Genomic DNA, 20732 nt, shown 5'->3' on the forward strand with positions numbered 1-20732 from the left:
GGAAAATCAGGCCTTTTGACCTTTGCCGTAGACTTCCGAAGCCTTCTTATTCCACGGCTTATCCGATACGGCAGAAGCGGTTTTATCGTGCTGGCTCGACGTATCTTCCTTGCCGGGAACACTCGCGCCCGCTTCCTTCATGGACTTGTGCCAGTCGGACAGGGTGGCAAACTGTTGTTTGTTTTTGTTCCACTCGGCGGCATCGGCTTTGATCTGCTTTAGCTCCGAAGCATCGATGGCCACCTGGCCCGCCTTCAAGACGTTCGCCGATTTTTTGTCCGTGGCTTCGGTTTGTGTTCCTTCGGTTGAAGTTTCTTCCGTTCCTTCAGCTTCTTCGGCTTCCTCGGTTTCGGTTTCCTCGGTTGGGGTTTCTTCCGTTTCCGTCGTTGGGACTTCGGCCGCCGTGGCTTCGGTGTCTTTTTGTTCTTCGCTGATCTGTTTACGGGCGAAGCTTTTAAGCGTTTTAGCGCACATAAAAAATATGAATTATAGGATGAATGAATACTTCGGTTAAGCGGCCAGCGCCAGCCGGTTCGCTTCGGCGATCGCATCGCCCAGAAAGCCGATTTTGTCCGCCATTTTCTTTTTCAGGGCATCGCGCCCGATGTACATTTTTCCGGTAAAAACATCGCTGGCAATCCCCGGCCGCCCCGCTTTCACGGTTGCTTCAAACGTATCGCGGATAGCATCCAGGATTTCTTTTGTTTCGGCCAGTACGGTTTCAGAAAGTGGCTCAATGGAGTTAAAAAGGGCTTTATCGGTGGAGCCGGTCGCCCGTACGATCGTGACTTTATAGCCTACTTTTTCATAAGCGGCCGAAGCGTCTACGTGCATGGCCAGCACACCGATCGACCCCACTTCGGAACTGGTAGCCGATTCCATAACGATCATTTTCGCCTGGCTGGCGATCCAGTAAGCGGCTGAAGCCGCCATTCCAGCCACGAAGGCCACCACGGGCTTTTTGGATTGGCGGATCACTTCGCCCAGGTATTCGGTTCCGTCCACCTGGCCGCCTGGTGAATTCAGTTCCAGCACAATCGCCGAAACCGATGGATCGTCGTTGGCTTCGATGATCCATTGCGCGTAATCTTCCGTTCCGTAGGTGCAGAAATCACCGTACCGCGACATGGTGCCGATGATCGGCAAAACGACGATCCGGCCGGATTCGGCCTTTTCTTTCTGAAGCTTTTCGTACCCCCAGGATCCAGCGGCCACCGTGGAAGCGGCCACCGTGGAAGCGTCCTGAGCCTGGCCAGGGTACACCGATACGAAGTAGGGATCCCGCCGACCCTTTTCGACCCCTTCGGCCGTGGCCGCGAAAGGCGTATGGCCGTTGGCCACCCGTTCCAGGGCGATCTTCGCCATCCGATCATGGAAGGTCGATTCCAGCGCCCACTTTGCATTTAAGTACGTTTCTAGCATTACCGAAGTGAAATAGTAATGCAAGGTTATTCGATCGCCGGGCGCGGGCATAGGACATAAAAAAAGCCCGGATCCATTGATTCGGGCTTTTTTAGTAATCAGTTCGTGATCGGCTTCCAGTCCGTGGCCCCGGTTCCGGTTTGTACGGCCTTGTACCAGATTTTTGCGGATGGATCGAAATATTCTTCCCCCACCCTGGAAGCGTTCACCGTGGGCGCTCCGGCCGCTTGTACGTAGGTGTAAGCGGCCGCCGATCGGGTTACTTCTTCCCAGGTTGTGCCGTTCCGGTAGAAAATAATACAGTCGCCCGCCTTCGGATTCCAGTTTCGACCACCGGCCAGGTTCAACGAGCCAGTCGCCCCAGCGGTTGAGTGAACCAGCGTAGTGTTTGAATCCGTAAAGTGCAGAATCACTAGTTGGCCGACCGTCCCTGACCCTAAAAAGGTGAGATTCTGGGCTGAAGCGGCCGAAACCGTAAATAGCGAAGCGGGCCGCGCATCGCCATTTGCAGCCGAAACGTTTAAGGACGACAGCGAACCACCCGATCCCGTCAGAATCAGTCGTTGGCGCAGGGTAACGCCGTCCGGAGTAGTGCCATTCCGGCGCAAGCCTAACCCACTAACCCCGGCCGCGTAAGCGTCGTTAAAGAGCTGAAGAATTAACTCCTGGGCGTTAGCGACCCAGCGCCAGTTCTTTTCATCGGTGGCCGCGCTGGTGTTGCTGATCGTTTGTTTGGGGGCCGCGTCGGTGTGGCGGATTTCGCCCAGGTCGAATTGCTTCCGAATAACCAGGCCGTTTGCATCGGCCACATCACGTTCGTACAGCGTGAAGTTGCGGTCGTCTTTCACCAGGCGCTTCGAGCGAACGCCCCCCGATACCACATCCAGCCAGTGCTGTTGATTGGCGGGTGAATCGGTGGAGAACAGCGAAAAGGCGGGTACTTCGCCGTTCACTTGAACGACATGGGTTTCATTTAAAATACTTCGGCCCAGCCACCGCGCTACCTTACCAAAGATCACCCCTAATTTCGTTCCTGACCAGTGACCACTGGTAAAATCGCCATACTTGCCTTCCGATACGGTGTAGGGAATATCCTGGCCGTCGATGATCATCGGATCCGGATCCGTGGGCGTATCCGTGGCGCGAACGCGAATCGAAACGCCTTTCCAGCTTATTTTGGGCTGACCGACTCCTAAGACCTTAATCAGCGAGCCGGGTTTGTTGTTGACAACCGGATTACTTGAGTAGACCCACGAACAGATGTGGCTGGCCCCCAGAATTGTAACCGGAGTACCCGCACAGTTATCAAAAACAATGGGGTTGTTCTGCATTCCCACATTGCCGTAATGCGAATTCACCCGCTGTTCGGACTTCAGGTTTAGAATCGTAATGCTACCCTGGGCATCGAGATTCTTGAAGCGAATTAACCCACCGTTATTACCGTCGCCTGAAACGCCCGAAAATAGGCACGATTGAAACTTATTCGCGCCGGTTACGGCAAAGTCAATGCCTGGGCCATTACACCACAAAAATTTCACGGTATCAACCGTCAACGGCAAGGCTCCATCCGGAAATTCAATACCCCCGCTGGGCGTTGCCCGGATGATGATATTATGAATATGGGTGAGATCCTGCGGTGTAACCGTGGTACCATCGGCCCGGCGAAAACTAATACCATACCCCGATCCAGCCGATGGTTTCCCCATAATGCTGAAGTTGTACAGCTTGCCAAACCAGTAGGCCCGACCAGATGAAGTATCAATATCGCCGTCAATGCGGATGACATCCACCGCCGAATTTTGAATGAACTTGGTCGATGCGCGGTCGCCCCGTTCCAGAGCGCCATCACCAAACAGGTTCACGCCAGTTGGAATAACCACCTGGTCGATCAGGTATTGCTGGGCCGGGCAATAGACATTCGTTCGCTTCAGTGGGTTGTCTTTGGCCGCATCCAAAGCCGCTTGCAGGGCCATCGTCCAGTTGCTTCCCACCACCCGATCCGCGAAGTCGAGTACGGAGATGTAATCTTTTTTGCGCCGGTAGCGGAAACCGGCCTTTCCCGGAAGTAAAACCCCGCCGTAACCCGCCTGGCCGGGTGCGATTGTTCCGGCTTCTTTAATCCAGGTGGCCCCCTGAAACTGTACTTCGTCATCGTCCACGCCGGTAAGGCCCAGGTTAAAGGGTACCCGCCGTAAACGGTTGTTTTGCTGGCTGATCAGATCACCCGCAATCTGTTTTAACAGCGTCCGTAAAATGTTTGCTGTAATGGAACGCGATTGGGCAGGTGGTGAATTCTGCAAAGCCGCGTCCACTAATGAATGAATTTCATCGGTAGTCATAAATCAAAGAATAGTTAAGTATTAAAATCGAAGCTGAAGGCGAAGTCGAATTCAGTATTGGCGAATAGATCCTGGCTTTCCAGGCTTTCCACGTACAAGGCTGGGAAAGGCGTGTTTGCGCTGAAGGTGAGCGTTCGGGCGTTCTGGCCATCGCCCGTTCCGGTTCCGCCCTGTACTTCCATCCGAAGCGGGTGGCTTTGCGTTCCGGCCAGGCGGTTAAAGCCGTTGCGATCCCGAAACAGGGCGATCCAGCGGATCCCGCGCTTTCGGTGAATCCAGGCCGTAACGGCCGGGCGATCTTTCGGAAGCACCAGCTGAAGCTGGGTCTGGTAATATTCGCCGTTGGGATTGGTTTGAAGGTTTTCGCTGTAGGAAGCGTACTTCGGGATCACATCAATATCCACGAAATCGCCTTCTTCCAGCTGGAAGATGGAACGGCCATCGATATACGGATCCGGAAGCCCTGGGCAGGTCGGTATCAGATCCGGAAGCTCGATCATCAAGCGGCTGGCGGGCATCAGCCGAAGGCGCGTAATTCCGCCCGCGTTCATTTCTCCTTCGGCCGCTTCCAGCCCACCGGAAGGCGTGTCCAAGATTCGTAAATACATACTACGAAGGACGGCCGCCGAAGGCGAAGAAAGTAGGACGGGAAAACAAGAGAAAAGCCAGCGTTTAACGCTTGGATATCGCGTTAAAGCTGGCTTTTGTGGGGTTACTAGACAGAGAAAAAAAGGCTGGACAAAACCGCCCTATTCTGGACAGGTTTTCCCCAAAAAAGGACAACTATCCCGCAAAACTGGCCACGTTTTTTTTATCCCGAACCGACAGTTTGTTATACACCGTATCGGCGGCCTTCGTGGCGCGTCCCACCAGCTTGCGCACCGCATCGGGCGAATAATGTTCTTCACTCAGCTGGTGCTTATCGCTGAAGCGTTCGGCCGCCCCGTTCAAACTTGGGTAGATATCCATCCGACCCTTACACCAGCCGATGGCGTAAAACTCGAAAATCACTTCCAGCAGTTTACCCAGCTGAAGAAGTCGATCATCCGTTACCAGGCATTCCCGAACCGGGAAGGTTAGCTGAAGGTGTAGGCGATCCGGATCCAGGAAATCCACGGGTGCCAGATCTTCCTGATCTACATCCTGAAGCGGGTAGGCGCAAAACACGGCGGCCACCATTTCGCCCAGGCGGGAATTCCGCCGTACGCTAATCGCTTCAGATCCTAATACATGGGAAGATTGGTAAAACTCCTTAACGTGGGGTTTAACAGGGATAATTAAGATCATAAAAAGAGGAAGAATTTTTAATTATAGGATGTTGACAAAGAAGGAAAATGCACTTGCTGAAAATCAGTCGGTTATAAAGGCCTTCGCACACGTTTGGCGGTTTTAGCCACTAGGTATTACTGATCAGCCCGCCATTCTTCTTCCGTCTGTTAAATGTAGATATATTTCCCGTTGCATAAATAATACCAGAATACTTTTTTTATAGCAATATCCCCACCGAAAAGTAACTTATAAGCCGTTAAAGACTGGAAACGGCTGTACTTTTCCGATATGCCCCGAAGCCGCAACCACCCGCCCGCGCCCGCTTCCCACTCGTCAGCTTGCAAAACTTGCGTAGGGAAAAACTCAGAAATTTCTTTAACTTCTTAAACCTTTAAACCGGCCTGATTAAAGAATTGATTATCAATATTTTAAAATCCAAAAAATGGTTAAAGAATTAAAAAAAAACTTTAACCAGGGCCAATTTTTTTTTTAACCTGGCGATTTTGTTCAAAAATGTTGCCCCCTTCATATTTAAACTTTCTTTAATTTCTTTAACTTCTTAAACCAGGTTAAAGAAATTTTAAAAAGTTTAACGGTTGATAAACAGCTAATTATCGGTAAAAATCCGCTTAGTTTAAGAAGTTAAAGAATTTTGGAAGAAATTCTTCTTGGAAGGTTGAAAGGAAACCCAAAGGCCGGGCCAGGCGCAAAAAAAGCCCGAAAACGAAGGCTTTCGGGCGGGCTTAACTTTGTATTTAAGAAGGATTCCTGATTCTTGTCGCCTGGCGGCTGTTTTAACCGCCTTTTAAGGCCGTGGCGGGTTTATTTAGTGGACGGTAACGAATTGCTTACCTGTTGACAAACAACGCCCTAACGGCTTTATAACGCATCGGTAAACATCAGCGGCTTCGGCGGGCTTTCACCGGGTACCAGAAAGATTTTCCCAGCGCCCGAAACTTTTTCAATGAGTTATGGAAAAATTCTTTTTGGAAAATTGCAAAGAAATCCAAAACTCAAAAAATAGCTCAGTAAAAGCTAATTGACATAAGCCTTCCACCTGCCTAATATATAGCTATCGAAAGATTCAACCGTTTAAAAAATTAGTGGTACTAAATTATAGGATACTTACTATATTTCATCAGGCCTCTAAAACTATAATAAGAGCACGTAGAAACAATCTTCATCAATCGTATCAGCTTGTATTTTGTAATCATTTCTAAAATCCACTATGAACAAAGGGTATAGAACGTTAACCGAAGGGATTAAAAATAGAAACAATCCTGAGAATTTCATTCCTCAAAGATCATTTAGAGAGGAACTATCATCAATTGAGTATAGTGATGTACTTGTTTACATACGCTACGCAATGAAAGGCGTGGAGCCAGCATATACGCAGGTAAGTAAACAAGCTGGTGAAAACGTGAAAAGTCATTTAAAGCCATTGGAGGATGTAGAGTTTCAATTTCAAGGCTCTGTAATGACAAACACGCATATAAAAGCTTACAGTGACATTGACCTATTAGTAATTTCTTCTAAATTTTATACTTGGGATAAAAGTGAATCTGAAAAGTATATTAATGAAAATGACTTTCGGTCACGACTGGACACTAATAGCATAAATAAATTAATTTATGAACAAAATAATTTCTCACTTTATCAAGGGGATTTCATTGCTGACTTAAAAAAGTTAAGAAGCGATAGTGAATATATATTAAAGTCGAAGTATGTAATTTGTAATATTAACGAACCTAAATGTATAAAAATAAAAAATCAAGACTTAAATAGATCTGTTGATGTTGTAGTAGCAAACTGGTATGACGATATAAGATCAGTCATATATGACAAAGGAGTAAACCGAGGAATCCAAATTTTCAACAAATCAACTAATGATAGAGAGGACCCTGATTATCCGTTTGTAAGTATTAAAAGAATAAACGAAAGAGGAAATCTTACTAATGGCAGAATCAAAAAAATGATACGTTTCTTAAAAAATATCAAGTCGGATTCAAGCCTGGAAATTAACCTGAACAGTTTTGACATTAATGCTATATGCTATGACATTGAACCTGCAAAATACCAAAATGCATCATTTTTAGAGTTAGTTCCAATAGTTATTTCGCAACTTAATAGTATTTGCACTAATCCATCTCACGCTGAAAGAATAGTGTCTGTGGACGAAAGAGAATATATTTTCAAATATCGGCAATCAAAATTAAAAGAAGTACAGAAGGTATTGTCTGAAATCCAATCAATTTATTTAGATCTTAAAAAGGTTATACAAAATGTCTAAGAAAAAAGAAACTGTAAACAAAGCAATGAAACCTACAATTTTCATTGCATCATCTGGAAAATCGAGTGATATTGCTGAAGCCATTAAGTTAAATCTTGATAAGGAAGCAGAAGTAGATATCTGGACCGAGAATATTTTCCAGCAAAATGAAGGGACTTTGGAAACATTGATGAATCGGGCGAGCTACTATGATTTTTTTATTGGTGTTTTTGCTGCTGATGATACTGCAATTATAAAAAAGAAGAAGAAAGATGTTACCAGGGATAATGTAATTTTTGAATTTGGTCTCTTTTTAGGTAGAATTGGTTTAGATAGAACTTTTTTCGTATTAGAGGAAGGCATTGACCTTTTTAACGACTGGAATGGCATCACCACTAGTACCTTTACTCGCCGAGATAACTTAACTTCTGCATTAGGAGCATCATGTATTCGTATAAAAGAAAGGATGAAAGTAGCAGAAGAGTTATTTAACTACACTGTCCTTCCTTCGACTTCTCTTGCAGTAGGATACTATTATAACTTTTTAAGAGAGATACTTGAAGCTTTCAACAATCAAAAATCAATTCAAATTATTTTAGAAAGGGACAGAACAGGAAAACCTACAAAAACAATTGACTATGAAATAAAGAAGCCTTATCCAACAATTGAAATCAGAGTTCCTCAGAATCTAGCTTCACTAAAAAAAGAGGTTTTAACTTGGAATACATCAGAATACAAACAAATTTTTATAAATGCAGCTTCTAGGACTTACCCTTTTTTTCTTCAAGGCGAGTTTAAAGAAGATCAAATATTAAGCATATTTGACATTCCTACAACACTTTATGCTTCTTACTTAACAATAAAAGAGCTTTTTACAGATTCATTTCTTAAAACACAGAACAACGAGCGAAAATTAATTAACAAGGAAATTAGAAATTTTGAAAGGACTTTGAGTAAGCTTATTGATGACACCATAGAGGAAAAGTTTTACAAGTTTACTATTTATTAGATATTATCCTCATTCATATAAACTTTCCATTGAAGCGGCCACTTCATTCATTAAAGTGGCCGCTTGACGCTTCTGCATTTATAAGTACAAAATTGGCAATGATCACATAATACCCGTTCATTTCGCTTTCGGTTCGGGAATCATCTCGATCATCGATCCTTTATCCACCAGGGAAAAGAATTCATCTAGGGCGTAATAAAACGGGTTGGAATCGCCTACTTCCAGAAGCTTGATTCCGACCGTCCGAACGTCCGACGTTACGCCTTTCAGGATCTTTTCGACCACGGCGAACTGGCGCTTTCCGTCTTTGCTTTTCCACCAACTCCACAGCATCACCGTACGGGCCACCGTGGGTTCGGCCGCTGCCACCGTGGCCAGGTTAGATACCGCTACCATCCTGCTCGTTCAGTTGTTCTTCCAGAATTTTCCCCGTTGCATCATCGACTATGATTATCCGGCCCGCGATCAGTTCTTCCATTAGGTGTTCGGCGGCTCGTAATTCATCCACGGATTCACAGTTGGCCAGCTTACTAGCCAGCTTCAGGATAACATCGCGCATATGGAAGATCAGATCCTTTTCTTCCTTCGGTGAATCGGTCAGTATTTTACTTCGTGTCTTTTCAGTGGCGGCCCTGATCGGTGCTTCGTTGGGTGTTGCCGCCAGTAATACCATTGCGGTATTTTGTACCAGGTATTGTACGACTTTGTTCTTTTTGCCGGTTGTCATTGGATTCGCTGTTTATGAAGTGAAAGGAGAAGTACAGGGCGGTCGCCAGAATTACCAGACAGATCAGGCCGGGAAGCAAAAGCGCCCCCGCCAGGCAGAGGCTGGCCAGGTAAACGAATTGAAGGATTATCATCTTTAAAACTGATTATAGGAATGAATGATGGATGAAAAATTGCGGGATAGTTTTCCACCAAAAATTATGATTGATGGATCAGGCGCTGATGGGGCCGGATCCCGCCGGTTTTTAGGAGGGCTTACCGAAGAATCTTCGCGTTTTGGGCTGGGCCGCCTTTGGAACCGGATTTTCGTTTTCGTCGTACAGCGGGCTAGTGTACCACCAGTAATTCACCAGGCACAGCCCCGCCGTCATTAAACAGCCAATCGTTACCAGCAACGATTTAAACGACAGTGGACAGGCCAGGGAAAAGGGAACGATCAGCGCGGCCTGGGTGCCGATGATTAAATACAAGGCTTTCATAAAGGATGAAGGGTTAGAGGAATTAAAGCTTTTTGATATCGTTGATTTCGGCTCCATGCGTCCGGATGTAGATGAATTCGGCGGTTTTATCTTCGGCATTCTTCCGGATAATAAGCCCCGTTTTACCTTGTAATTCTTTCGGGCAGTACTCGAAATCGTTGAAGTTGCACCAGGCTTTCAGGGCGCGTTTAAAGGCCTGGCTGGTCATTTTAATTTTAGAGGAACGGAACAGATCCTCCTGGGCATCTTCTTTCGGAATCAGCTTATCCAGGCGGGCGGCTTCGGGCGAAAAGTACGCATCGGCCCAGTTGCGGAAGTGGTCCCCCATCACCGCGATCAGATTCCGCTTCGACAGGTTCGCCAGTGGCGCTTCCAGCTTGTCATTACAGCCCAGGTAAAACTTTACGCATTGGGCCATAAAGTTGTAAAAGCGGTTCCATTCGGCTTCATCCCAATCATCGAAAAGGTTCATTCCGAATTCGTCCGCTGGCGATCGGCTTTCGCGGTAGTCACCCGTATTTTCGTGGTAGTAGTCCGAAAACGCCACGTATAACTTTCTTCGGCGGCTGGATGGATCCGTATACCGATCACCGAAGTTTGTATCAAATAGCCACTTCGGGGAAACCGCGTATTCAAGCTCAAACGAACGTTTTTGCTTCGGGTTGATCGTGGTGGCCGAAGTCAGTGGCGCATAGAAGAAACCGAACGGAAGGCTTTCGTGGGCATCTTCCAGGTGGATGATATCGGTATCCTGATCGACGTTTTCCAGAAGGTGCTTATTCTCCACCAGTTGCGGGTTCCGTCCGTCCAGCTGTACTTTCGTCACCAGCTTATAGATTCCTTTGGCCAGGATCCCTTTCCCCGCCCCGCCGTGGCTTTCGGAGTTTTCCGAGATCTTGGCATCCATCACAAACACCGCCCAGGGCTTCGCCGGATTTTTGTAACGGTGCAACAGGTAGCCGATCGCGTAAATCTTATTGATCAGGTGAAGCTTTTGTTCCTGGATTTCTTCTTCCGTTAGTAGTTCGCCATCCACGGCGAAACGGTACTTCTTCCGGTATTCAGCTTGCTTTTCCGGTTTGCTCCAGTGAAGCATCGCCTTTAGATCGTCCTGGCTGAAGTTGTTTTCTTCGCAGTACTCCAGCTGGGCGGCCCGATCCATCAGGCCCAGATCCAGGCGTTCTTCCAGTTCTTTCCGCCAGTGCGAACGGCTGGTTTGAATCAGAAACTTCAGGAAAGTAGGCAGATTATCGCCCAGCTGGATATCGTACTGGCCGCCCTCGGTTTTGCTGATCCGGAACATATCTTCCAGAATCTTCACCGGCCGCTGAATTACCTTATGTTCCCAGATGTGTTTTTCCAGGTTTCCGACCTTTTCTTCCGTAATCCCGGCCGCCGTAATCTTCCAGGTATTCTTCGCAAAAAAGAGATACTGGTAATCGTGGCCGTAGGTCTGAAAATCACCTTCAAAAAACGCCAGGTTGGAAATACTCGAATCGTTCAGATAGGGCGTTTTGTACATCGCGTTCCGCAGGTCAACCGGATAGCGCCGTTCTTCCAGAAAGCCGTGGATAAAGTCTTTTACCGCCGAAGCTTCGATTTTCGATACGATGTTGTTTTGCTCCCGTACGTAGCAAAAGCCATCCTTTTCCTTCGGCGATCGGTAGCGGGCGAAGCCGTTCACCCGTAAGAAGTTGTAAGCGTGTACGTTATTGAATTTATACTCCATCAACAGCTTACCGAACTTCATTCGCGGTTCGCCATCCCGATCCAGCGCCACATCCTGATCCCAGAACTGATACGGAAGCGCCACTTTCACCAGTTCCAGAAATTCAGCCTTCCGATGATACTTCAGATAATCGCGTACGTCTTTGCAGGGATTCCCGTTTGCATCCAGGCGCTTCTTCAGATCTTCCGGAAGCTGGATCGTTCGGATTTCTACGTACTGCATGGCCAGTTTGTGGGCTTCGCGTTTGCCAGTTACATCGATATCCGGAAGGTTGTAAATCTTCTCGGCCAAGCGGCAAAGGGTTTTGTAATCGGCGGGCGATAAAAGGGCCGTTTCGCTGTTTTGCCAGATCACCGTGAAGCCCAGGGCCGCCACGTTTAAGGCATCGCTTCCGCCCGTACAAAGGATTATTTCTTCCAGCTTCTCCTTTGCCTTTTTCTTCTTTTTGGCGGGCTTATCACCTTCATCCAGATCTTCTTCGCTCGATCCGCCTTCGGTCGCACTGGCGGCCACCAGTTCGGCCACTTTCTTCTGGGCCTGGGCTAGACCGTGGATGAAGCTGGCGGGCTTGTTGCCGGTTGACTGAAAGCGGAAGCGTTTTTCGGCTTTGGGCTTATACAGCTTTTTCCATTCGCCTTCATCGATCAGAAACATCGGAAAAAGCTCGGTACTGATATACTGGTGGGTTTTGCCTTCTTTGGTCTGGGTGTAGGATTTCAGGCACTTGTAATGGTAGTGGGCGCAAATCCGGCTTCCTTCCGCCAGGCGGGCTTCGTCGTTATGGCCCAGGGCGTTGAAGGCATTGGTGGAAAATAACGCCTTCAGATCGTGGATCTCGAATTCCTTGTACTCGAAGTTCATGGATCCTTCCGCTTCTTCGGGTTTGGCGGCCCAGGATTTATAATCGGGCTTCGCTTCCGGAACGTCCGAACCTTCGTATTTGTAGAAGGCGGCCACGGCCTTCAGGGCCGTTATAAAGTCGGTACCGTCCAGGTATTGCGCCACCGCCACGGCGTTCATGGCTGGATCCGATGATCCAAAATCCTTTACGATGTAGGTACCATTATCGTTTTTCAGGCTGGCGCTGGCGGTTTTTTCTTCGGGGCGTAGCTTGAACTTCCGGTTGCGATGATTGACACTTTCGGCCGCATCGGGAAACCGATGGATGATATACGAAAGGCCGCCATCGATAGCCAGCAGATCGGATAATTCGATTTTCTTCTTCATTAGAAATTATAGGAATGAATGACTTTGCAGGTATAAAAAGCCGCTGGCGAAGGCTGACCAGCTAATTGATCAGTAAGGTTAACCCCTACTATTTTTTCAAACTTGGACAGGGCAGCGGCTTTATTCATCGCATTTTTAGAAAAGTAAAAGGATGATATGTACCTAGTTAAGGAGTTAATTATCAGACAGGGAGTCCAAAAAAAGGGGTGGCGGGGCCGCCCCTAAGCGTCCTTTTCCTCTAAAAATCTGTCCGCTATCTTTTCGACTACTTCTGTGAATTGCGGATCACCGGCGTACATAAACCAGGCATTCCGCCAGCGGTTGGAGTTAGTCAATCTGTCTAGCTCTGGCGCTAGTTCGGCCACCGCCATAAGTACGTCTTGCTGGCCTATTTCTTTTGGAAGGCGTTGTTTGGCCGCTTTCATACGGTTCTTCCAATACTGGGCAGATGTAAGCTTTTGCATTGCATTTTATTTAAAGGATGCCTACTACTATTGTACACTGAAGCCTTTTAGCGTACATTTATCTAGTTTGAGTGCCACTAAATCCTGTGGTGCAATTTCTTAATATGCAAATGTACATTTAAAAATTGCATCAGCAAATTTATGCTGTACATTTTTCTATTTCTGCTAAATGAATTTTGGAGATCGAATAAAACGCCTGCGTGAAGACAAGAAAATGTCACAAGATGATCTTGCGCGTTTGATGGGTAAAAAGCATAGAAACGTAGTAGGCTCTTGGGAGAAAGGAAAAGCTGAACCTTCCTTATCTGACATTCGTAAACTGGCGGAAATCCTGTCCACTACTACAAATTACCTAATTGAAGGAATTGAAGCGGCACAGCCAACAGTGGTGCAGGAAGTACCAGCTGGCTATGTAATGATGAAGGCTGAAGAAGTAATCGAGATGCAACGCCAGCTACTAAAGAAGCAAGGTGAAAAGATAGAAGAACAGAAGTGAAGCCCTCATTAGGGCGTTATTACTTATTTCATTGAATTACAATTAATTATACCTAAAAAATGCCTTATACTGCTACTGTTTACAAAGTAATGATCGCATCTCCAAGTGATGTACCAAAAGAAAGAGCACTCATACGTGAGATCATTAACGAATGGAATTCTATACATTCAAAAGACAAGAAAATTGTTTTGATGCCTATTGGTTGGGAAAGCCACGCCAGCCCTGCTTTTGGCAGGCCACAAGAAATTATAAACCAACAGGTTCTACATGATGCAGATCTACTTGTCGCTCTGTTTTGGAACAGAATTGGTAGTCCCACTGGTAAAGCCCAAAGTGGCACTATTGAAGAAATAAATGAGCACCTCCGAGCTGGTAAGCAAGTCATGATTTATGTATCCAATGCAAAAGTTAATAGACATGAACTAGATTTGAAGCAAGCTGAAGCATTAGATAAATATCTCAAAGGAATTAGACCTAAGGCCCTGGTGGAAACTTATGAAAGCACATCTAAGCTAAGAAAGAAGTTTACTAGTCAACTAGCACATACAATCCTAAGATATTTTGACAATAATGGGTCTTCTTTAGAAACTAAATCAAGTTCAATACCAATATCTATTGATTCTGCTCCATTATCTGATATAGCGCAAATTTTATTACTGAAAATAGCAAAAGATCCTAAAGGCCAAGTCATGAGAACCCGTTCTTTTGATGGATTATCCGTGACAACCCATGGACAAGAATTAGTTGATAGAGGAAATCCAAGAGATGAAGCCCGTTGGCAAAGTGCTATTGAAGAGTTAATAACAAATAATTTAATTTCTGACAGAGGTAGTAAAGGCGAAATCTTTGCCATCACTAGTAAGGGGTTTCAATTAATTGACAATTTAAAGAAGAGCACAAACTTAGAAGAGTTTGAGCCAATAACTGTTTCTGAAACAAATAAAAAAAAAAGACAACTATTAGAAAAAAAGCCTAAAAGCCCATTTCACTATCTTGACTTATTTAGAAAAATTTGTATTCAAAACTTTCCAAAAGCGTACAAAAGTACATTTTACAGCAATAGCAAGGAGCGTATCGATAAGATTTTCAACGAATTAATAACAAACGAAGCTAATTTCCATGAAAGTTTATATATCAATAATGGATTTATAAGCTCTGAACTGACAATCAAGCGGAGCAGTTTTGGGAGCTTAGAAATCAATGGGATAGATACTACTATAAGTGAAATATGGGTTTATTTTGATGATAGAGAGTTTGCAGATTACATTATTTATCATTGTATTCCTTCTAAACCGGTATACATTAATAATGAATACTATTTTGACACTGCACTCATTGATAATAAACACACTATTCCAGTAGGGGAAATTCATAATAATCATGCTGAAATAGATGGAATTGTAATAGATTTATCAGAGCATCAAGTGGAAATAACACGTAGAAACAATGAAAATGCTTACCATATAATTGCAACAGAATACCACTGCGTTATGCAAGAAAAAAGTTTAACATTTATTCGAGACTTATTCAAGGTGTTGGTGACTCATAATAAGCCAGCTCCACCTGTTTTCAATTTATTTAGAGCGAAGATTAGCTATCATAAACACCCAGAAGTACTTAAAACTCTATAACCATTCTCTTATACAGATTGAGTAAATATGATAATGCATAATTACTCATATTTTATTTTCCTATGATATCTAAATTTTTCCTAATTTTTTATAAGTACATGATTGTCAAGCTGCTTTTTCTTCCCGGTGGGACCACGAAACAAGCTAAAAAGTGCCTTTACAGCGCGTGAAGGCACTTTTTTATTTCCCTACCTGGCCAATGGCACACTTCGATAAGAAGGCCGGGAAGGTGATCGGCCAGACCGTTAATTTCAACCACATTGAGGAAATTATTCCAGACATTCAGCGATCAGTACATGAACCGGCTTTTGGCCAGGATTGGCGAAGCGGCTGGCGTTGATTTCAAAATGACTACCCACACCGCCAGGCATACATTCGAAACGTTGTTTATCGAATTAGGTGGTGATGTTGTAACCCTGAAGGATTACATGGGACACAGCAAGCTTGAAACGACTATGAAATACGTTCACATCAGTGAACGCAGGAAGAAAGAACAGATTAACGTTTTCGATAAAATCTTTCAAACGGCTAGTGCAGAAAAAGGCGGCCAAGGTGCCGCTTAGTATAAAATTTCGCCGTTTATCAGGCTGTTTTCGCACTTTTAGTAAGTGAATGTACCTTTAAGAACTTTTTAATTATAGGATGAATGCTGTAAGGTGGTCGGGAATCCCGACCACCTTCTTTTGAACGCATCCAAAGCCAGATAAGACTTAATAGCAGTTAAGTTATAAAAGTACAGAGTTGTAATTTATAGCATATCATTTATTTCTTCAGCCGTTACAACGTTTACGCCTAGATCATTTCTTATCGTCTTCCTCTTAGCTTCTTGATAATCCGTGTAATCATGCGATGCAAGAGTCTTTTCACCAGAATTAAAAGCGACTCTTAAAAACATTCTATCTTTTTTATTCTTAATTAATTGTTCAATGTACCTTTTTCGCTGTACTGGAATTGTATTTGATACGAAATTAATTCTATCATTAGTAGCTAGGTGAACAATCAAACTAAAACCCAAAGTACCAGGCTGTAAATGTGTCAAATATTCTAAACCGATGTAACTTCTATTCCGACCTTCATCGAGTTCAAAACCTTCATCTACTGTTGCACAAGTTGAATTAGCTAACATCCTACTTATAAGTTCAACAGAAGAAGGATAATAAACGCAATTTGGGTCATTAGCATGCACAAGTGTACAAGTATCAATTACAATATCTATCATTTCTTTCTTCTTTTAGATTGTTCAGATGCCATTGCTAATGCTTCTTTTAACGATTCACCAAAGAAATCTTTAGGCCAATCTATAGGATTGATACTACCATTCTCTTGTAATTTAATTTCTTTAATAATAGAATCACTACCCTCTCTTTCTACAAAATATAATGCAACGTCTTCTGAGTTAATTTTTTCTTCTGCAATAAGCCTTCTTAATCTTAGAAGTAAGTGTTCACTATGAGTTTCAACAACTACTATTTGCCCTTTTTTTGCCATTGATGCAAATAATTCCGCCAATTCACATTGTATTCTGGGATTCAAATGAATTTCGGGCTGTTCGGCAATTGTTATGCTCCTTTCTGGAGAAACTATCGCCTGTACAATTAGCGGTAATACTTGCGAGGCACCAAATCCTGCATTCGCAATACTTGTATAATGCTCTGAACCATTTACACGAAATCTTAACGAATAAGTGTTACTGTAGTGATGTTGTAACTCAATTCGATCTCCGAATCCAAATCGTTTTATCCAGTCATTCAACTCTTGATTGTCATTGGGATCATCTCGAATCAACTTAATGAGGTTAGGCATTTTTTCGCCCTTGCTGCCGACAGTATTATAAGTCTCATTAGTAATTTCATAAATCCTGTGAGGGTTTTCGCGAATAGGTCCAATAAAACTTAGATCTCCTAAATACATTCTAACTCTCGAATTATTATATGATATAGCAGAAAGGAACTGTGAATAACCTGCTGAAAACCTATTCACTTTTCTCTTAATTTTTTCACCTTCACCTTTTTCTTCTTTATCTGGCTCCAGATCAGAAAGAACAGTATTTGGTGAAAACAAAAAGTTTACTGGCTCACTACTAGTTATAGATTTTTTCTCAGCTTTGCTCATTGACTTTGATCCAATTCCTGAAAACGTATATTCTCCAGAGGAATTCAAAGTAAGGCTTAAAAACTTTCTATTAAATATATCATATATAGTCTTCTTCTTTAATTTTAATTCACCGTCTTTATCCTCCAAAGAAAATGTAATTTCAAATGCACCTGGAGGATAACTCCCTAACTCTTCAAGCTCCTCATCTGAATCATGAATATGATATCGATATCCGAAATATAAATCATTTTCTATATTGTAATCTTTTACAATTTCTTGGTAATGCCCTCCATCATACATATCCCCTTTTAATATCAGTGGAGAGTATCTATCGCGAGAGGTAATGGTCTGATTCATTAATAAAAAAGGTGCAAGGAAATTTGTTTTTCCAGAATTATTTGAACCTAAAATTATAGTGATAGGCTTAATTTTTATCCACCCAGTATCTTTAAATCCTTTGAAGTTTTTCCACCTAACTTCCATATAATTCAAATGCTTATCCATCTTACTATATTTAGTTGTTACAATCTTCTACTTTTTACAAAATTGGTCACTGTTTGACGATTCACACCTAGGATCCGGCCAATAGCAGAATAACTAATCTTGTTACTTAACATCTCTCTGATAGCTCCTTCTTTTCCAGACAATTTAGTCTCTTTCGACTTAGATCCTATTGGCCTCCCCAAAATTAATCCTTCAGCTTTCTTCCGTTCAAGACTTTCTTTTGTTCGCTGACTTATCAACTGGCGTTCAATCTCAGCGGATAGTCCAAAAGCAAAGGCCAGAACTTTAGAAGAGATATTATTTCCTAGTTCATATCCTTCTTTGATTGAAACTACTATTGTTTCCTTTGACATACATTGATGAAGGATAGACATTATTTCCAATAGTGAACGACCAATCCTAGAAAGTTCAGTTACATAAATGACATCACCCTTAGTCACCTTATTTAGGATAAATCCAAGTTGACGCTCCTGGGAACCTTTTGTTCCCGAAACCGTTTCTTCGATCCATTCATCTATCAACACCTTTTTCGCATTGGTGGCCTTAAGGATTTCAAATCGTTGGTTTTCTACCGACTGCCTACCAGTAGAAATTCGTAAATACGCATAAATCATTTGAGTTTCGCAGGGTTGTATTCGCAGGGTTGTATTGGACGAGTGCAAGCTTATACTCACTTCTAAAATTATACCAAGCAATTTTAGCTAAATTTTACTCACCTTATTCTAAACAGTTTTTAAATATATTAAACGGACGTTTTCTCCTGATAAGGGCACTCTGTCGTAAATCCCTTGCCGCATGTTTTTCAACGCTTAAGGATTAAGACACACGATCCAGCCAATAACTGAATGACTTAGAGTCAGAGGTTTGTTGACGCAACCTTCCTGCGTTTTATGAACTTAATACCTGCTGATATTGCTCCTGCAAATCCTTGATGTAGGCACTCACGGGTTGACCATCAAATGCTTCTAACGGTAAGTCTGTACGTTGGCCCTGGTCGATTACAAAAGCGGATAGAAGCGTGTAACCTGCCGTAACACACCTATTAAGCACATCAAAGTGGCCTTCAACCTCGCAGCAATAATGGCTATGAGTGGAAACCTCTCCCGAAGCCGAAACAGAAGAAAAAAACAGCCACATTGGTTTTAAAGATAGGTAGCTAAATCCATACGTAACACCAGCGTTTTATGAAATTAACGCCCCCTGATACTGCTCCTGCAGTTTTTGCAGGTGATGGGCCATCGGCCACCCATCGAATGCTTCTAACGGCAAATGGGTACGGCAGCCTTGCTCGTCAATCAGATAAGCAGATTGGAGAACAAAACCAAAAGCAATAAAGCAATTTAATGTATCCAGATGAATTTCTTCAATATCCTGCGAATGGAGATGATGACGCTGTTCATATCCATCCGGACATAAGTAGGAGAAATAAAGAAACATGTATGGTTGGGATAGGTAACAGTTTAAAAACGTTTCCAATCACTGACTTTCACCGACTAATGAGGAAACGGCCCTCAATGATCTAAATACCTAAACCGTCAAATCGTAACCGTGTAGGCCAGATATACCGTACACCTATGGCTCAGGCCAGACCATCAACATGGCATCTTCAGCCTATTTAAGGCGTGTTCGGTCACGCTTCTGCGCACGTTTCTGCTTCTCTAAAACCTTATCGATCCGATCAAGTATAGCCTTCATCTGACTGTTTATATGCTGGCTTTGCGCTGCAAAAAGTTGACGGGCACGGATTAACTCATCTTTAGTAAAAAACATATCTGTCGGATTTAGAGCAGCTTGGCCGACAGCTTAGAGTACAGGAGCGGAGAAGAACTCAGATGAACGAATTACAACCTTAGGATAAGAGACGTGCTATGAGTATGTCTGTTGAACAACAAACATAGGTAAATGTTTTATAAACCTCCCAAACAAAGGTTAACAAACCGGACGCTTCCATTGACCAATTCTATAGCTGTTTTTTGAGGGAGTTCCTACGCTAGTACCTGGGTTTGCCAGAAAGTACGATCAAATAAAACGGTTTACTTCCATCGCTTACCCGGTATATCGCTACACGTCCGGAAATAGAAACGTTCAGAACACAACCAGGCGGATTCATCGGAATACTACCGTTATACCATCAACGCTTTATTTCTTCCGCAGCCAGAGGCTCCCTCCGGGATTGTTCAGAAACAGGGGCATATGCTCGGCAAACCAGCCCGGATACTGCTGGTGCAGAAAGGAGTTGAAAAGAAGAATCTCGAAATCGTGATTGTACATCAGGAAATTGCGCAGCATATAGCTTTCGTTCCAGCCAAAGCCTTTCCAGCCCAGCACCCACTCTTCGGGGTATTCAAACGGGTAGAAAATGTCGTGAAAATGAATAATAACTCCACTATTCAGATTGGGCAAAATGTCAAAAAAGATGTAGTTGACATCGCTGCCGGTTTTGGCCACATGAGTCGAATCAATGAAAAGAATATCATTGGCCTGGAGTGCCTCAAATAAATGCACCGGAACCGACTGTACGCCAGACTCCAGAATCGTCACCACAGACCGATCTTCGGGACGAAGCAGGCTGTAGAGCCGCTCCGGATTGGGGTCGATAAAGGTAAGTTTGAGGGCCTCATCGCCGACCAACTCCCGGGTATCGAGCATAACGGCGGAGCTAAAACCGGACCCTACCTCAATGATCTGCTTCGGTTGGAAATGCCGCATCATGGTATGCAGCATGATGGCATCGCCAAAACTAAACACATCATTGTGGTAGTAATACCGGCAGGATGGCTGTGGATGAGTCGGAAAGGGGATCGTTGGGTAAAACAGGGCAAGCTCCTGCAAGAGCCGGTATTGAAACCGCTTGCGTAAGTCAATGCCTTTTAACTGCCTGGGACGCCTGGAGAATAAGGTGGTGCGAAGCGGGGTTAATTCCTCGACGTTGACGATAGGGCTATAGAAATGTCCTGGCGGAAACATTGTCTGATAATGCTCCAATTGCAGGCGCATATTCCGGATATAAGGAATATGGTTTAAAAGCTGTTTAATCAGGGCTTTCATAAGCATCTAAAGGGTCTGGTCTAGGC

Annotated in this window: 21 protein-coding genes; 5 read left to right on the forward strand and 16 right to left on the reverse strand. The window is 44.1% G+C overall.

Annotation, left to right across the window (positions count from 1 at the left end; translation table 11 throughout):
- Positions 1–6 precede the first annotated feature (6 nt).
- The 5 genes from LX87_RS25845 to LX87_RS25865 all read right to left on the reverse strand — a co-directional run bounded on the left by LX87_RS25845 (position 7) and on the right by LX87_RS25865 (position 5048).
- Complete coding sequence (locus LX87_RS25845) at positions 7–474, reverse strand: hypothetical protein (RefSeq protein WP_111631199.1); 468 nt, start codon at positions 472–474, stop codon at positions 7–9.
- Positions 475–510: 36 nt separating this feature from the next.
- Entirely contained in the window at positions 511–1422 is a 912-nt protein-coding gene (locus LX87_RS25850) for a S49 family peptidase (protein ID WP_170139459.1), read from the reverse strand.
- 98 nt (positions 1423–1520) lie between these two features.
- Positions 1521–3761 carry a pectate lyase family protein gene (locus LX87_RS25855; protein ID WP_111631201.1) on the reverse strand — a complete coding sequence of 747 codons (2241 nt, stop codon included), beginning with the start codon at positions 3759–3761 and terminating at the stop codon, positions 1521–1523.
- A 14-nt stretch (positions 3762–3775) separates the two neighbouring features.
- Positions 3776–4369: a hypothetical protein gene (locus LX87_RS25860; protein ID WP_111631202.1), complete on the reverse strand. Its 594-nt coding sequence runs from the start codon at positions 4367–4369 to the stop codon at positions 3776–3778.
- A 175-nt stretch (positions 4370–4544) separates the two neighbouring features.
- Positions 4545–5048: a hypothetical protein gene (locus LX87_RS25865; protein ID WP_111631203.1), complete on the reverse strand. Its 504-nt coding sequence runs from the start codon at positions 5046–5048 to the stop codon at positions 4545–4547.
- 1210 nt (positions 5049–6258) lie between these two features.
- Here LX87_RS25865 and LX87_RS25870 point away from each other — a divergent pair.
- On the forward strand, positions 6259–7320 hold the full coding sequence (locus LX87_RS25870) for a nucleotidyltransferase-like protein (RefSeq protein WP_111631204.1): 1062 nt from the start codon (positions 6259–6261) through the stop codon (positions 7318–7320).
- Positions 7313–8308, forward strand: a complete 996-nt coding sequence (locus LX87_RS25875; RefSeq protein ID WP_111631205.1) for a TIR domain-containing protein — start codon at positions 7313–7315, stop codon at positions 8306–8308. Before LX87_RS25870 ends, LX87_RS25875 begins: the two co-directional genes overlap by 8 nt.
- A gap of 117 nt (positions 8309–8425) precedes the next feature.
- Here LX87_RS25875 and LX87_RS25880 read toward each other — a convergent pair whose 3' ends face one another.
- From LX87_RS25880 to LX87_RS25900, 5 genes are all read right to left on the reverse strand, one after another.
- Complete coding sequence (locus LX87_RS25880; RefSeq protein WP_111631206.1) at positions 8426–8704, reverse strand: hypothetical protein; 279 nt, start codon at positions 8702–8704, stop codon at positions 8426–8428.
- Positions 8688–9035, reverse strand: coding sequence for a hypothetical protein (locus LX87_RS25885; RefSeq protein WP_111631207.1), 348 nt, complete (start codon positions 9033–9035; stop codon positions 8688–8690). The genes LX87_RS25880 and LX87_RS25885 overlap by 17 nt, the downstream gene beginning before the upstream one ends.
- 244 nt (positions 9036–9279) lie before the next feature.
- Positions 9280–9513: a hypothetical protein gene (locus LX87_RS25890; RefSeq protein WP_111631208.1), complete on the reverse strand. Its 234-nt coding sequence runs from the start codon at positions 9511–9513 to the stop codon at positions 9280–9282.
- A gap of 22 nt (positions 9514–9535) precedes the next feature.
- On the reverse strand, positions 9536–12469 hold the full coding sequence (locus tag LX87_RS25895; RefSeq protein WP_111631209.1) for a hypothetical protein: 2934 nt from the start codon (positions 12467–12469) through the stop codon (positions 9536–9538).
- Between the two features lie 221 nt (positions 12470–12690).
- Positions 12691–12933 carry a hypothetical protein gene (locus LX87_RS25900; protein WP_111631210.1) on the reverse strand — a complete coding sequence of 81 codons (243 nt, stop codon included), beginning with the start codon at positions 12931–12933 and terminating at the stop codon, positions 12691–12693.
- Between the two features lie 169 nt (positions 12934–13102).
- On the opposite strand from LX87_RS25900, the gene LX87_RS25905 reads away from it, so the two are divergent.
- From LX87_RS25905 to LX87_RS25915, 3 genes are all read left to right on the forward strand, one after another.
- On the forward strand, positions 13103–13429 hold the full coding sequence (locus LX87_RS25905) for a helix-turn-helix domain-containing protein (RefSeq protein WP_111631211.1): 327 nt from the start codon (positions 13103–13105) through the stop codon (positions 13427–13429).
- A 59-nt stretch (positions 13430–13488) separates the two neighbouring features.
- A complete protein-coding gene (locus LX87_RS25910) occupies positions 13489–15060 on the forward strand; it encodes a DUF4062 domain-containing protein (RefSeq protein ID WP_146624561.1) in 1572 nt (523 codons plus the stop codon).
- Positions 15061–15320: 260 nt separating this feature from the next.
- Positions 15321–15623, forward strand: coding sequence for a tyrosine-type recombinase/integrase (locus LX87_RS25915; protein WP_111631213.1), 303 nt, complete (start codon positions 15321–15323; stop codon positions 15621–15623).
- 185 nt (positions 15624–15808) lie between these two features.
- Here the strand turns inward: LX87_RS25915 and LX87_RS25920 are convergent, their stop codons facing one another.
- From LX87_RS25920 to LX87_RS25940, 6 genes are all read right to left on the reverse strand, one after another.
- Entirely contained in the window at positions 15809–16279 is a 471-nt protein-coding gene (locus tag LX87_RS25920; RefSeq protein ID WP_111631214.1) for a hypothetical protein, read from the reverse strand.
- Positions 16276–17658: an AAA family ATPase gene (locus LX87_RS25925; RefSeq protein ID WP_111631215.1), complete on the reverse strand. Its 1383-nt coding sequence runs from the start codon at positions 17656–17658 to the stop codon at positions 16276–16278. Before LX87_RS25925 ends, LX87_RS25920 begins: the two co-directional genes overlap by 4 nt.
- A 17-nt stretch (positions 17659–17675) precedes the next feature.
- The gene (locus LX87_RS25930) at positions 17676–18272 is read right to left on the reverse strand and encodes a master DNA invertase Mpi family serine-type recombinase (RefSeq protein WP_111631216.1); all 597 of its coding nucleotides are present in this window, start codon (positions 18270–18272) and stop codon (positions 17676–17678) included.
- 274 nt (positions 18273–18546) lie between these two features.
- Positions 18547–18795, reverse strand: a complete 249-nt coding sequence (locus LX87_RS28660) for a hypothetical protein (RefSeq protein WP_146624563.1) — start codon at positions 18793–18795, stop codon at positions 18547–18549.
- Between the two features lie 45 nt (positions 18796–18840).
- Positions 18841–19095 carry a hypothetical protein gene (locus LX87_RS25935; RefSeq protein ID WP_111631217.1) on the reverse strand — a complete coding sequence of 85 codons (255 nt, stop codon included), beginning with the start codon at positions 19093–19095 and terminating at the stop codon, positions 18841–18843.
- A 702-nt stretch (positions 19096–19797) separates the two neighbouring features.
- Positions 19798–20706 (reverse strand): class I SAM-dependent methyltransferase, encoded by a 909-nt coding sequence (locus LX87_RS25940; RefSeq protein WP_211325373.1) that lies wholly within the window; start codon positions 20704–20706, stop codon positions 19798–19800.
- Positions 20707–20732: the final 26 nt, after the last annotated feature.

It is taken from the genome of Larkinella arboricola (assembly GCF_003259745.1).
In the GTDB taxonomy this organism is placed as follows: domain Bacteria; phylum Bacteroidota; class Bacteroidia; order Cytophagales; family Spirosomataceae; genus Larkinella; species Larkinella arboricola.

Excerpts from the sequence above, each read along its gene's own strand:
- LX87_RS25910 (WP_146624561.1), top strand. The coding sequence starts at position 13,489 with ATGCCTTATACTGCTACTGTTTACAAAGTAATGATCGCATCTCCAAGT.
- LX87_RS25925 (WP_111631215.1), bottom strand. The coding sequence starts at position 17,658 with ATGGATAAGCATTTGAATTATATGGAAGTTAGGTGGAAAAACTTCAAA.
- LX87_RS25865 (WP_111631203.1), bottom strand. The coding sequence starts at position 5,048 with ATGATCTTAATTATCCCTGTTAAACCCCACGTTAAGGAGTTTTACCAA.
- LX87_RS25855 (WP_111631201.1), bottom strand. The coding sequence starts at position 3,761 with ATGACTACCGATGAAATTCATTCATTAGTGGACGCGGCTTTGCAGAAT.
- LX87_RS25870 (WP_111631204.1), top strand. The coding sequence starts at position 6,259 with ATGAACAAAGGGTATAGAACGTTAACCGAAGGGATTAAAAATAGAAAC.
- LX87_RS25845 (WP_111631199.1), bottom strand. The coding sequence starts at position 474 with ATGTGCGCTAAAACGCTTAAAAGCTTCGCCCGTAAACAGATCAGCGAA.
- LX87_RS25940 (WP_211325373.1), bottom strand. The coding sequence starts at position 20,706 with ATGAAAGCCCTGATTAAACAGCTTTTAAACCATATTCCTTATATCCGG.
- LX87_RS25930 (WP_111631216.1), bottom strand. The coding sequence starts at position 18,272 with ATGATTTATGCGTATTTACGAATTTCTACTGGTAGGCAGTCGGTAGAA.
- LX87_RS25890 (WP_111631208.1), bottom strand. The coding sequence starts at position 9,513 with ATGAAAGCCTTGTATTTAATCATCGGCACCCAGGCCGCGCTGATCGTT.
- LX87_RS25885 (WP_111631207.1), bottom strand. The coding sequence starts at position 9,035 with ATGACAACCGGCAAAAAGAACAAAGTCGTACAATACCTGGTACAAAAT.
- LX87_RS25875 (WP_111631205.1), top strand. The coding sequence starts at position 7,313 with ATGTCTAAGAAAAAAGAAACTGTAAACAAAGCAATGAAACCTACAATT.
- LX87_RS25920 (WP_111631214.1), bottom strand. The coding sequence starts at position 16,279 with ATGATAGATATTGTAATTGATACTTGTACACTTGTGCATGCTAATGAC.
- LX87_RS25935 (WP_111631217.1), bottom strand. The coding sequence starts at position 19,095 with ATGTTTCTTTATTTCTCCTACTTATGTCCGGATGGATATGAACAGCGT.
- LX87_RS25860 (WP_111631202.1), bottom strand. The coding sequence starts at position 4,369 with ATGTATTTACGAATCTTGGACACGCCTTCCGGTGGGCTGGAAGCGGCC.
- LX87_RS25905 (WP_111631211.1), top strand. The coding sequence starts at position 13,103 with ATGAATTTTGGAGATCGAATAAAACGCCTGCGTGAAGACAAGAAAATG.
- LX87_RS25880 (WP_111631206.1), bottom strand. The coding sequence starts at position 8,704 with ATGGTAGCGGTATCTAACCTGGCCACGGTGGCAGCGGCCGAACCCACG.
- LX87_RS25850 (WP_170139459.1), bottom strand. The coding sequence starts at position 1,422 with ATGCTAGAAACGTACTTAAATGCAAAGTGGGCGCTGGAATCGACCTTC.
- LX87_RS25895 (WP_111631209.1), bottom strand. The coding sequence starts at position 12,469 with ATGAAGAAGAAAATCGAATTATCCGATCTGCTGGCTATCGATGGCGGC.
- LX87_RS28660 (WP_146624563.1), bottom strand. The coding sequence starts at position 18,795 with ATGTGGCTGTTTTTTTCTTCTGTTTCGGCTTCGGGAGAGGTTTCCACT.
- LX87_RS25900 (WP_111631210.1), bottom strand. The coding sequence starts at position 12,933 with ATGCAAAAGCTTACATCTGCCCAGTATTGGAAGAACCGTATGAAAGCG.